Genomic DNA, 12,744 nt, shown 5'->3' on the forward strand with positions numbered 1-12,744 from the left:
TTATGCTATTAGCTGGAATTAGAACATTTAGTTTTGTCGATTTCCCAAAGAAGATATCTGCTGTAGTATATACTGGAGGATGCAATTTTAGATGTGAGTGGTGTCATAATTGGAAAATTGCATATTCAAATGAATATAATATTATTCCAGAGGAAAATATTATAAATAAATTAAAAGATTTAAAAAAAAGAGTAAGTGCTGTGTGTATTACTGGCGGAGAGCCAACTATTCATAAAGATTTACCTGAATTTATTTCTAAAATAAAAAAATTGGGGTATTTAATAAAACTTGATACTAACGGGACAAATTATATAATGATAAAAGAATTAATTGAAAAAAAATTAATTGATTATATAGCTATGGATATTAAAGCTAAACCAGAAAATTATTATAAGTTAATAAATGTACCAAAAGAATATTGGAATAATATATATGAAACTATAGAAATATTAAGATGTTCAGATGTTGAACACGAATTTAGAATGACATATGTTCCTGGATTATCAAGTGATGAGGATGTAGAATTTTTTGAAGATTTATTATTAGATAATGAGAAAGGGTATATAACTATAGCTAATTCCACGGAAATCTATGAGATAAAAAATAAAGAAAATTTGAATTTTAAAAAACTAATTCTTAGATAATAGGCCGAAAGGCCTATTTCAGATTAAATACAAATCCCATCCCAAAAAATGCAGGATGTGGTATTTTTATTGAATTTAAGAAGAATTTTGGTATGTTTTTTTAATTTTTTGAATTTAATATTGAATAAAAAACAAAAGATTTTCCATTGTTTTTTATTTTCTTACACAGCCACATTACCATTTTTTTGATATTCATGGCTGTATATACCATATACGATTCATTTGTCACTCTTTCGTGACCTCTTAATGTTTTCATTGAATGCTTTTTAGCAAATACTCTTTCTATTGTTTGTTTTCTTAATGAATATATTTTTTCCCGTATTCACTTAGCCTTATTTTATTCGCTTTTTATACTTCATCTTCATAACTAAATATCCTTTTTATTTTATCTTTTGATTGTGTGCATTTATCTATTAATGAACATGTTTTACATACTATTGGATTTGATATCCATTTCTATTTGTAGTTGAATATTTAATAGACAAATATATACATTTTTCTCTTTATTATATTTAAATTCTTTTTTTCTTATGTCTCCTTTTTTCCCCATTGGTCTAGTATATGGCACAATAGGTGTTATTCCTTGTTCAAATAATGATTTTAATTTTTTTATATCCAGCATCTATAGCTACACTATTTGGTTTTTTTGTTTATATTTTTCATTGTTTCTTCTAATACTTCTCTATCGTGTTTATTTACTCCTGTTACTTTTACATACAAAACCATTCCTATCACATGATGATAGGAATATGCAAACATTTTTTCTTTACCTTGTTTATTCAACATGCCACTGTCATTGTGCTTATCTTTACTTCTTTTGTTATTGTTTCTTCTTTTTTAGGTTTTAATTTTTTTTACCATTATTTTTTCTATACAATTTCTTCTTCTAATTTTTCTTTATATGATTTTACTGATAATTCTATTGGCTTTTCGTATTTCTTTTTGTTAGCATTTGCTTTGGGTAGAATCTATGAATATTTCATCTGCATTTATTAACTTATGTTTTATAGCTTATATGTTTAAATATCTATAATCTGTTCCCTTAAAAAATCATAATTCTTACTAAATGTTGAGAAATGCGTGTTTAACCATATCCTAAAAACCATCTATATGCAAATATCTATTTCCTTTATTGTTTGTCTCATTGACCTTATTCCAAATATATATTGTATTAATACTATCTTTATTAACACCACTGGATCAACGCTTGGTCTTTTAAACTATATTTATCTTTTACTAAATCATATATGAATTTTCTCTTATGAATTTTTTCTTTTTCTATCTTTCTTACTAAATGATCCTCTGGAACTAAATCGTCTATTGCTATCATCAATTGTTTTCTCTTATCTCCCTTTCTTACATTAATCATGTCTTCACCACAAAAAAGAAAATCCGCTTCTAATCTAATTTTACCCTTAGAAGCGGATTTTGTTAACAGTCTGTAATAGGCCGAAAGTCCTATTTTTTATGGTAAAATATATATAAACAATGAATGGAGGATATCAGTCAATTACCGCCAACCTATAGAGGTGGTGGCTTGTAAAAGCCATAGTTGACTACCCTCAGCCAGGGGAAGTTAATCTTCCTATCGGGCTACGTTAGTCTGGTCATAACACCCTGGGATGCTGCTCAAGTTCCAGGCTCTGTTGTCTGTCATTAAACAATCCTGAGTGGTAGGGATAGTGCGGCAGACATGGCAAGCCAGTCTAACATTGGGGATGAGCACCTAACTCCAAATAAATGAGGCTTACCTCATATGGTTCATGTAATTTCAAGGGATGGTAAAACACTAATGCCAACTAAAAGATATGGAAAAGTTAGGAGGCTCTTAAAACAAGGTCTTGCTAAAGTTGTTAGAAGAGAACCATTCACAATTCAGTTATTATACGAAACTACATACTATACACAACAAGTTACAGTCGGTGTTGATATTGGTTCAAAAACAGTTGGTATTTCAGCAATAACGAAAAAACAAGAGCTATTTAGTACTGAAATTGAACTCAGACAAGAATATAAAGAAGTTGTTGATGAAAAGAAAGGAGTACAGAAGAACAAGAAGATACCGCAAAAGAAGATATAGAAAACCACGGTTTCTAAATAGACGCAGGCGTGAAGATTGGCTTGCTCCAAATATACAATGGAAAGTTAATGCACATATAAAAATTATTAACTTCATAGCAAAGATACTACCAGTCAAAAAAGTTGTGGTTGAAATAGCACCGTTTGATACACACAAAATAGTTAATCCTGATGTTAAAGGTAAAGAATATCAAGAAGGTCAGCAAAAAGGTTTTTGGGATGTTAGAGAGTACTGTTTGTGGCGTGCAGGATACAAATCTGAGACATCAGGTAAAAAAGGTATATTGGAAGTACATCACGTCATACCAAGAAGCCAAGGCGGAACTGATAATCCTTCCAATTTAATAGTTTTAACTGCAGAAGACCACAAAGCTATTCATGAAGATAAACTTAAAATTTCAAGTATCAGACTTAAGAAAATTAAAATCCTAAAAGATGCGAGTCATGTTTCAACAATAGTCTGGTTCATTGTGAACCACTTAAAACAAAAATATGATGTTGGTATAACATATGGTAGTGCTACAAAATCTAAAAGAATAGAAATAGGATTGGAGAAAACACATAGGAACGATGCTTTTGTCATTTCTGGAGGAAATAATTTTATTAAAAAATTAGACCGTTGATACTATGGTAAATTTTTCAGAAAGCAAAATCGTTCATTGCACAAAGCTAATCCAATTAAAGATGGTATTAGACCGATAAATACGGTAAAAGAAGTTAAGGGATTTAGAAGATTTGATAGAGTACGTTTTAAAAATCGTATTGGCGTAATATATGGATTAAGAAGCTCTGGGTATTTTGACATACGTACCTTGAGTGGAGAAAAAATTCATTCATCAGCCAAGTGGCAAAAATTGAAAGTTTTAGAAAAAACAAAAACTTTAATGTTAGAAAGGAGGTAAGAGCGTTTCCTCTCCCACCTATAGAGGTTTGAGTATCCACGCTCGTAGATTGATGAAAAAGTATTATATCATAGTTAATCCACACTCTTCTGGTTCAAAAGCTATTAAATTATGGCCAAAAATTAGAGAAATTTTAGAAAATAATGATTTTGAGTTTGAGTATAAATTAACTAAAGGCAAAATGGATGCATATAATATTACAATAGAAGCTATTAAAAAAGGGTATAAAAAGATCATAGGAGTAGGCGGAGATGGCACAGCAAATGAAATCGTAAATGGTATTTTTAATCAAGATTATGTTAACCCAAAAGATATTATTTTAGGAATTATACCTACTGGAACTGGAAATGATTGGGGTAAAACCATTGGAATTCCAAGTGATTATGTACAAGCGATAGAAGTTTTAAAAAAAGGAAATATTATTACACAAGACGTTGGAAAGGTTATATATTACGAAAATAATGAAAAAAAAGAAAGATATTTCATGAATATAGCGGGAATGTTTTTTGATGCTATAGTGGTAAAAAATACCAATATATCAAAAGATAAAAATAAAAGCGGAGCTTTTTCATATCTTTTAAATCTTTTAACAACATTATTTAAATATAAATATCAAAAGGCTGAAATAAATATTAATGGAAAAATAATTAAAGAAAAAATATTTACTATGGCTGTTGGAATTTGTAAATATAGTGGTGGCGGAATGAAAATGTTACCTAATGCGATACCAAATGATGGATTATTTGATATTATTATTATAAGAGATGTGCCAAGATTTCAAGTAATAAGGCATATTAAAAAACTTTTTGATGGTTCTTTTGTTGAATTAAAATGGGTGAAACAATATAAAGCTAAAAATATAAAATTAACTTCTCATGAAAAAATTTATTTAGAAGTAGACGGAGAACATTTAGGACATAGTCCATTTGAGTTTAAAATATATAAAAAATCATTAAATGTATTTGGAGAGTGATAATATGATACCAACTATTGTTAATGCTCTTGCTGTTGTAATGGGAAGTTTATTAGGAATATTAGCAAAAAAAGGAATACCTGATAAATTAAAAAACATATTATTTTATGCTGTTGGATTAACAACATTAGGCATAGGTATAAATATGTCTATGTCTGCAAATAATTTCTTAATTGTATTAAGTTCAATGGCATTAGGAGGATTAATTGGAGAATTACTTGATATAGAAGGATTTCTTAAAAAAATAGGCGATAATATGCAAGAAGGTGATTTCTCAACTGGGTTTGTTATGTCTTCAATATTATTTCTTGTTGGACCATTAACTATAATTGGTTCAATAAATGCAGGTTTAACAAATGACGGGACATTGATATACACAAAATCCCTACTAGATGGTATTTCATCTACAGTATTATCTTCTATATACGGCTTAGGAGTTATGGTATCCGCTGGTTCTGTTTTACTTGTTCAAGGAAGTATTGTATTATTAGCTTCACAATTATCTTTTTTAACAAATGAAATTTATTTAAATGATTTAGTAGCAATTGGTGGTATAATGGTATTAGGAATTGGACTAAAAATATTAGAAATAAAGGACACTAAAGTAGGAAACTTTCTACCAGCATTATTATTATCCCCTATTTTAGTTTGGATTGTATCTTTATTTAAGTGAGGTGAAACAATGAAATTAATTAAAGATATTGAAAGTATATATGATGAAGCAAGACCTTTAGTTGAAGAGAGATGGCAAGAATTCATAAATCTAGGTAAAAATGGAAATGAGAAAGAATTATTTTCAGAGTTATGCTTTTGCGTTTTAACAGCCAATTGGAGTGCAAAAGGTGGCATGAAAGCTCAAAAAGAGATTGGCCCTGATGGATTTGTTGAATTAGAATTAGATGAATTAGAATATGCATTGAGAAAAGTTGGACATAGATTCCCTAGAGCAAGAGCTCAATATATTGTTTCTAACAGATGGGTTGTTAGAACAATTAAGCATTTATTTGTTTTACCATATTACCAAGTTAGAGAATTTCTAGTAAAAAATATAAAAGGTATTGGTTGGAAAGAATCAAGCCATTTTTTGAGAAATGTGGGTTATGGTGAAGTTGCTATACTTGATAAACATATATTAAGATTAATGGTTGAAAATAATCTAATTGATTCGATTCCAAAAGGATGGACAAAAAATAGATATTTAGATTATGAAAAACGATTAAAGGTATTAGAAGAACATTTTAAAGAACCTATAGGCAAATTAGATTTATATCTATGGTATTTAGTTAAAAAAAGTGTTGATAAGTAAAAATCAGCCATTACCAGGCTGATTTTTACTTATCATAATTTTTTATTTATAAATATTTTTTAATATCTTCTATAGATATGTCCCCTATTATACTTCCTCTATTTATTCCTCCGCCACCTTTAATTTCTGGGTTGTATTGTTTAATATTATTTATTAAATCCTTACAATTAACTTTACCAGAAGAAATTTCTAATCTGTTATTATTTTTAACTACATATAGAATTTCATCCATAGGTAAAAATTTTGGTAAATATAAAACATACTCATCACTAGTATCTAAATATATCAATTTAATATCATTAATAACCTCTGCATTTCTTAATATATCACTTGCAATAATTTCTGCATATTTTTCATTTAATTTTTCATATTTAGACTTATATTCTTTCATTTTATTTATAGTTTCTTCTAATCTTTTTGGAGTATCTTCAATTTTTGAAGTTAGCATATTAGAAATTTCTTTTGTAATTTCAATCCTATTTTCATAATCTTTTATTGCCCTATTGCCAGCAACAAAGTAATATCTTATAAGATTACCTTTAATTTTTTCTTTATCTATAATCTTTATTAATCCAATTTCTCCTGTATTTTTTACATGAAATCCGCCACAAGGATTAATATCGAAATCACCTATTTTAATTAACCTAACTTGACCTTTAACTTTTTCACTTAATTGGTTTCTTAAATTATATTCATGTATCTTATCTATTGTAGTAAATATTTCTTCAATTTGAATATGTTTTTGAATAATTTCATTTGAAATACGTTCAGCCTCATCGATATATTTCACGGAATTATAATCTAAATCAATTGTAGTATATTCTTCTCCCACCCTAAACCCAACAGTATTCAAATCAGCAATTTGTTCAAATGCAGCTGAAATAATATGTTGTGCCGTGTGTTGTTGAGCTATGTCAAATCTTCTATTCGAATCTATATTATATTCATATTCACCTGGGGAAATCTCTTTATCAATTAAATGATAATACTTACTATTTTTATATTCTACAAATAAAACATTAGCATCTCCAATTTTACCTCTATCTCCTAATTGACCGCCTTTACCATCAGGATAAAACGGTGATTCTTCTGAAATTGCATAAATATTCTTTTTTTCTTTTTTTGTCTCTATAATTTTTATCATTTTACACCTCCTACAATACTAGTTTATATCCATTTTCTTTAAACCATACTCTAGATTCTAAATAATCATTACAATATTTAGAAACATAATTCCAAAATTCTTTTTGATGATGTTTATATATTATATGTGATAATTCATGAACAACAATATAATCTAATTTTCTTATAGGAGCCATTACTATTCTAAAATTAAAACTTAAATTATTTTTTGAAGAACAACTTCCCCATCGTGTTTTTTGATCTCTAATTGTAACTTTCCCATACTTTAAATTCATTATTTTTGAATAATAATCTAATCTATCTAAGATTATTTTCTTTGCTTCTTTTTTATACCATTTATATATCATTTCTTTTTTTAATTCTATATTATCAAAAAATTCTTTTTTTAAAGATATATATATATAGTCATCTTGAATTCCAATGCCGTAATTTCCTTCAATAGTAATTAATTTATAATACTTCCCTAAAAATAGAAATCTTTCTCCATCAAGATATTTTTTATTTTCTATCGTTTTTAAATTTAATAATTTAGAAATTATCCAATCACTTTTATCAAAAACAAATTTTTTTATTTCAAAATCCGATAAAAATTTTGGAGCTCTTACTATTACATTTCCAGTATTTTCTATAATAATAGATATTGTGTTTCTATTTGATTTAATTATTTTATAATTTATATCAAAGTATTTCGTTTTTAAAATATTCATAAACACCCCTACTTATACAAAATATAACAAAATTATAGCATATTAATATTTTTTTTACAAAATCTTATTATGAAAATTTTTTATGGAAATAAAATTTACATTTTTTTGATAAAATAATTTAGACTATAACAGGGAGGAACTTATATGCTAGAACTTAAAAATATTAATTTTAAAACTGGTTCAAGAAAAATCCTAGAAGATATTTCATATTCTTTTGGAAAAAGTAAAATATATGCTGTTTTAGGTAATAATGGTGTTGGTAAATCAACATTAGCAAGGATAATAATGGGATTAGATGGATATAATCATGGAGGTAAAATTTATTTTGAAGGTCAAAACATAACAAATATGAGTGTCACTGAAAGAGCAAAATTAGGAATAACAATGGCTTGGCAAGAACCTGCTAGATTTGAAGGGTTAGGTGTAAAAGAATATTTAACTCTTGGAAAAAGAATTGATTTAAGTGAAAATGAATTAATAGAAATATTAAATTTAGTTGGTTTAAATCCTTTTTATTTACATAGAAATGTCGATAAAACATTATCTGGAGGAGAGAGAAAAAGAATAGAATTAGCATCATTGATAATATTAAAACCTAAATTTGCAATTTTTGATGAGCCGGATTCAGGTATTGATATGATGTCAAATATTATGATTGAAAGAATATTTAAAATAATTACAGCAAACGGTGGAACAGTTTTAAGTATAACCCACAGAGAAGAAATTGCTGAAATTGCTGATGAAGCATTTTTAATATGCTCAGGAAAAATTAAAGCAGCAGGGAATCCTAAAAAAGTTTCTGAAGTGTATAAAACAACATGTGATAATTGTTCTCATATTAATGTTCCAGTAGAATTTAATGGGGTGAAACTATGAATATAGAAAAAAATTACGCTAAAGAGTTTGAGATGATTGAAAAAGCATATGAACAAGCTGGGGGAGATGTAAGTAAATTATTAAGTAAAGATATAGTTTCTATTATTATTAGTGGTGATAAAATATTAGGAAAAAATACTGTTGAAGGTATAGACATTATTGTTAATAAATCTGAAGATGGAATAGTTGATTATGAAATGATTATTCATGATAATGTTAAATTAGATAAACCTATTCATATGTGTGTTGGATTTTTAAAAAGACAAGGCGAACAATACATTAATGCAAAATATAAAATCGGAAATAATTGCGACGTAAGATTTTTATCTCATTGTTCTTTCCCATATGGCAAAATACATCATAAAATGGAATCTAAAATGATAATCGGAGAAAATTCTGTAGTATTTTTAGAAGATGAACATTTTCATAATGAGAAAGATGGAATTTTTTTAGAAACATATTATTATACAAAAGTAAATAAAAATTCTGTATTTGATAGTAGATTTAAATTAACAAGATCAAGAGCTGGTAAATTGAAAATTAATATGACTGTAGATTTAGATGAAAATTCTAAAGCTTTACTTGAATCAAAAGTATGGGGTAAAAATGATGATGACTTAGAAATACGAGAAATAGTTAATTTAAATGGAGAAAATTCTTCAGGTATTGCTAAAACTTATATATTTGCTCAAGATTCTACAAAAGCTGAAGTTATAAATGAAGCATATGGAAATGCCCCCTATTCAAAAGGGCATATTGAATGTACTGAAATTAGTAAAGGTACAAATGTAAATGTAAGTACAATACCTATATTAAGAGTAAATAATGATCTATCCGAATTAACTCACGAAGCATCTGTAGGAAGAGTTAATCCACAACAATTAGAAACATTAATGGCAAAAGGTCTTAATGAAGACGAAGCTACTGAATTAATTATTAAAGGTATTTTAAAATAATTATTCAAAGCGCGGCTTAAGGCTGCGTTTTTTTTACATAATTTTAATTTAAATATGACTATTTTTATCTAATTTATGTTATAATATATTTGATAAAAATAATCCGAAATGAGGTGATTTTATGAATATAATTATAAGTTTTTTTAAAGACTTATTTAAAATATTTATTGATTTAAATTTAGATTTAGATGAGTATTTAAAAAAAGACCCTGCTTCTAATAGAAAATTAGGTATAATATTATTTAATACTGCTTTTCATGGTCTTGTTTTATATAGAATATATCACTTTTTTCACAAATATAAAATTTATCCTATATCATATTTATTATATATGATTAGTAAAATTTTATACTCAATGGATATACATCCATCAGCCGAACTATCACCTGGTATAGTTATAGATCATGGGATTGGTATAGTAATTGGATCAACCGCAAAAGTAGGAAAAGGAACATTAATTTATCATCAAGTAACTTTGGGAGCTAAACATATAAAAAAAGGTAAAAGACATCCAGATATTGGTGAAAATGTCATTTTAGGAACTGGGGCAAAAATTTTAGGAGATATATATATTGGCGATAATTCTGTTGTGGCGGCTAATTCTGTAGTCTTAGAAAATGTTCCATCTAATTGCTTAGTAGCAGGAATCCCTGCTAAAATTAAAAACTTTGAATATGATAGGTATCAAATATATGACATCACACATAATTATGATTTTGTTATATAAATATTTAATTTACATAATTGAAATAATTTTATTTTTTTGTTATAATATAGTATAAAAAAATTAAGGTGATATTATGAATTATATAGAATATTTATCATATAATTATGAGAAAATTATAAAAGAGTTAATAAACCATCTTCGCATAATAGGAACTGCATTGCCATTTGCTATTATTATAGGAGTCGGAATAGGACTCTTTATTTCTAAAAATAAAAATATTTCTAAAGTAGTATTGTATATAGCTGGAATATTGATGACTATTCCTAGCCCAGCATTATTTGGTATAATGGTTATTCTTCTTGGGCCTTTTCATATGGGTTTAGGAAAACCTCCCGCAATTATAGCTTTAATAATATATTCACTTCTTCCTATGATAAGAAATACCTTAGTTGCTATTTATACATTGGATAAAAGTATTATAGAGTCTGCAAGAGGAATGGGAATGACAGAGATACAAATATTATTTAAAATAAAAATACCTCTTTCTATCCCTATCATTATGTCTGGAATTAGAAATTCAGTAGTAATGGGAGTTGGAGTTGCAACTATAGGATACTATATAGCTGCAGGTGGTTTAGGGTATTTTATTTTTGCTGGTTTAAGTAGGGGAAGATATGAAATGATTATTACAGGAGTTATATTATTAGCCCTACTTGGAATTGGCTTAAATTATTTAATGCTTAAAATCGAAGAAATAATAACTCCAAAAGGATTAAAAATAAGAAATACTTGATGGAGGAAATTATGGCTATTGAACTTAAAAACATATCAAAAAAATATAATGAAAAATATGCAGTTAAAGATCTTGATTTATTAATAGAAGATGGAAAAATAACTGTATTAATAGGGCCATCTGGTTGTGGAAAGACTACAACATTAAAATTAATAAATAAACTAATAGAGAGAACTTCAGGGGATATATTATTTGATGGTGTTTCAATTGATAGTATTGACAAAATTCAGTTAAGACGAAAAATAGGATATGTTATTCAAGAAATTGGATTATTCCCTCATTATAATGTTTTTGATAATATAGCAGTTGTTCCAAAGCTTTTAGGATGGAAAAAGAAAAAGATTGAAAATAGGGTAAAAGAACTTATTGAATTAGTAAATTTAAATTATGAAGAGGTTATAAATAAATATCCTACAGAATTATCAGGCGGTCAAAGACAAAGGATTGGAGTTGCTAGAGCATTAGCAGCAGATCCTAAAATATTATTAATGGATGAACCATTTGGCGCTATTGATCCAATAAATAGAGAAGTATTACAAGATGTTTTTTTAGACATACAAAATAAATTGAAAAAAACAATAGTTTTTGTTACTCATGACATTAGAGAAGCTATTAAATTAGGAGATAAAATTGCTATTTTTAATAACGGGAAACTAGTACAATATGATAAAACTTTAAATATAATAAAAAAACCTAAAAATGAATTTGTAAAAGAATTATTAGGAAAAAGCGCTGAATTGAATTTTTTAGAATTTGTAAAAGCTGAAAAAGTAATAACTGATGATTTTAAAATTATTAAATCTCTAAACGATATTACTGAAAATAAAAAATCTTGTTATATTTTTTTTAGCGATAGCTATCGTGGTTTTTTAACTAAAAATGATATTAATAACAATAGATATAAATTAAGGGAAGAATATATAAATTATAATGATAGTGTTTTAGAAGGATTAAATATTATGTTTAAAAATAATATTCATTTTTTACCTGTTTTAAAAGAAAACAAGGTAATTGGAATATTAAAATATGATTCGTTAATGGGGGATTAAAATGTACATTTTTTCTTATATGATAAGTAATTTCGACATAATTATTGAAAGAACTTTAGAGCATTTAATGATATTTTCTATTTCATGGACTTTATCAGTAATTGTTGGAGTTTTTATTGGCGTATTTATAACTCGAGAAAAAAGAAGAAAATATACTAATATAGCTCTTTCAATAACAGGTATTACACAATCTGTACCAAGCATTGCAGTAATTGCATTAATATTTTTATTTATGGGAATAGGAAAAATAACAGCTATTACAGCATTGTTTTTATATGGTTTAGTCCCGATAATATTTAATACGACATCTGGTATAGTTGGCATAAATCCAAAAATAATTGAAATTGCAAAAGGTATGGGAATGGATGAAAAAGATATTTTGTATAAAGTAGAAATCCCAATAGCATTACCGGCAATTTTTTCCGGGATAAGGAATTCAGCAATAATTAATATAGCAACTGCTACAGTGGCTTCAGTTATTGGTGGAGGAGGATTAGGAGTAATTATTTTTACGGGATTATCTCATTATAATGCTCCTATTATTTTAGCAGGTGTTTTACCAGTTTCAATATTAGCAATTTTTATAGATACTATATTAGGTATATTAGAAAAAAAATTTGTATCAAGAGGTTTAATTTCAGAATTTTAA

General features: G+C 26.9%; 15 protein-coding genes and 1 pseudogene. 13 read left to right on the top strand and 3 right to left on the bottom strand.

Annotation, left to right across the window (positions count from 1 at the left end; all coding sequences use genetic code 11):
- The first annotated feature begins 2 nt into the window (after positions 1–2).
- Entirely contained in the window at positions 3–644 is a 642-nt protein-coding gene (locus AS160_RS04030) for an anaerobic ribonucleoside-triphosphate reductase activating protein (protein WP_165145245.1), read from the top strand.
- A gap of 100 nt (positions 645–744) precedes the next feature.
- Here AS160_RS04030 and AS160_RS04035 read toward each other — a convergent pair.
- Positions 745–2,013: pseudogene (locus tag AS160_RS04035) on the bottom strand (IS1182 family transposase).
- 423 nt (positions 2,014–2,436) lie between these two features.
- On the opposite strand from AS160_RS04035, the gene AS160_RS11460 reads away from it, so the two are divergent.
- Genes AS160_RS11460 through AS160_RS04055 form a run of 6 tightly spaced genes read left to right on the top strand, consistent with a single transcriptional unit; the run spans position 2,437 to position 5,904 of the window.
- Positions 2,437–2,724, top strand: coding sequence for an RRXRR domain-containing protein (locus tag AS160_RS11460; protein ID WP_206528074.1), 288 nt, complete (start codon positions 2,437–2,439; stop codon positions 2,722–2,724).
- On the top strand, positions 2,672–3,346 hold the full coding sequence (gene iscB, locus AS160_RS11230) for an RNA-guided endonuclease IscB (RefSeq protein ID WP_206528075.1): 675 nt from the start codon (positions 2,672–2,674) through the stop codon (positions 3,344–3,346). Before AS160_RS11460 ends, iscB begins: the two co-directional genes overlap by 53 nt.
- Before the next feature lie 36 nt (positions 3,347–3,382).
- Positions 3,383–3,625 carry a hypothetical protein gene (locus AS160_RS11235; protein ID WP_206528076.1) on the top strand — a complete coding sequence of 81 codons (243 nt, stop codon included), beginning with the start codon at positions 3,383–3,385 and terminating at the stop codon, positions 3,623–3,625.
- Positions 3,626–3,677: 52 nt separating this feature from the next.
- Positions 3,678–4,598 carry a diacylglycerol kinase family protein gene (locus AS160_RS04045; protein WP_165145248.1) on the top strand — a complete coding sequence of 307 codons (921 nt, stop codon included), beginning with the start codon at positions 3,678–3,680 and terminating at the stop codon, positions 4,596–4,598.
- A 4-nt stretch (positions 4,599–4,602) separates the two neighbouring features.
- Positions 4,603–5,271, top strand: a complete 669-nt coding sequence (locus AS160_RS04050) for a DUF554 domain-containing protein (protein WP_206528077.1) — start codon at positions 4,603–4,605, stop codon at positions 5,269–5,271.
- Positions 5,272–5,280: 9 nt separating this feature from the next.
- Complete coding sequence (locus tag AS160_RS04055; protein WP_165145254.1) at positions 5,281–5,904, top strand: N-glycosylase/DNA lyase; 624 nt, start codon at positions 5,281–5,283, stop codon at positions 5,902–5,904.
- Between the two features lie 46 nt (positions 5,905–5,950).
- Here AS160_RS04055 and AS160_RS04060 read toward each other — a convergent pair whose 3' ends face one another.
- Together AS160_RS04060 and AS160_RS04065 are read right to left on the bottom strand one after the other, a co-directional pair.
- Positions 5,951–7,048 carry an alanyl-tRNA editing protein gene (locus AS160_RS04060; RefSeq protein ID WP_165145257.1) on the bottom strand — a complete coding sequence of 366 codons (1,098 nt, stop codon included), beginning with the start codon at positions 7,046–7,048 and terminating at the stop codon, positions 5,951–5,953.
- Between the two features lie 10 nt (positions 7,049–7,058).
- Positions 7,059–7,754: a SprT family zinc-dependent metalloprotease gene (locus AS160_RS04065; protein WP_165145260.1), complete on the bottom strand. Its 696-nt coding sequence runs from the start codon at positions 7,752–7,754 to the stop codon at positions 7,059–7,061.
- Positions 7,755–7,898: 144 nt separating this feature from the next.
- Between AS160_RS04065 and AS160_RS04070 the strand changes: the two genes are divergently transcribed.
- From AS160_RS04070 to AS160_RS04095, 6 genes are all read left to right on the top strand, one after another.
- On the top strand, positions 7,899–8,630 hold the full coding sequence (locus AS160_RS04070; RefSeq protein WP_165145263.1) for an ATP-binding cassette domain-containing protein: 732 nt from the start codon (positions 7,899–7,901) through the stop codon (positions 8,628–8,630).
- Positions 8,627–9,586: a SufD family Fe-S cluster assembly protein gene (locus AS160_RS04075; RefSeq protein WP_165145266.1), complete on the top strand. Its 960-nt coding sequence runs from the start codon at positions 8,627–8,629 to the stop codon at positions 9,584–9,586. The genes AS160_RS04070 and AS160_RS04075 overlap by 4 nt, the downstream gene beginning before the upstream one ends.
- A gap of 121 nt (positions 9,587–9,707) precedes the next feature.
- Complete coding sequence (gene epsC, locus AS160_RS04080) at positions 9,708–10,313, top strand: serine O-acetyltransferase EpsC (RefSeq protein WP_206528078.1); 606 nt, start codon at positions 9,708–9,710, stop codon at positions 10,311–10,313.
- Positions 10,314–10,386: 73 nt separating this feature from the next.
- A complete protein-coding gene (locus tag AS160_RS04085) occupies positions 10,387–11,046 on the top strand; it encodes an ABC transporter permease (protein ID WP_165145269.1) in 660 nt (219 codons plus the stop codon).
- An 11-nt stretch (positions 11,047–11,057) separates the two neighbouring features.
- A complete protein-coding gene (locus tag AS160_RS04090) occupies positions 11,058–12,095 on the top strand; it encodes an ABC transporter ATP-binding protein (protein ID WP_165145272.1) in 1,038 nt (345 codons plus the stop codon).
- A 1-nt stretch (position 12,096) separates the two neighbouring features.
- Positions 12,097–12,744 (top strand): ABC transporter permease, encoded by a 648-nt coding sequence (locus AS160_RS04095; RefSeq protein WP_165145275.1) that lies wholly within the window; start codon positions 12,097–12,099, stop codon positions 12,742–12,744.

The sequence above is a fragment of the Marinitoga sp. 38H-ov genome (genome assembly GCF_011057715.1).
Lineage (GTDB): Bacteria > Thermotogota > Thermotogae > Petrotogales > Petrotogaceae > Marinitoga.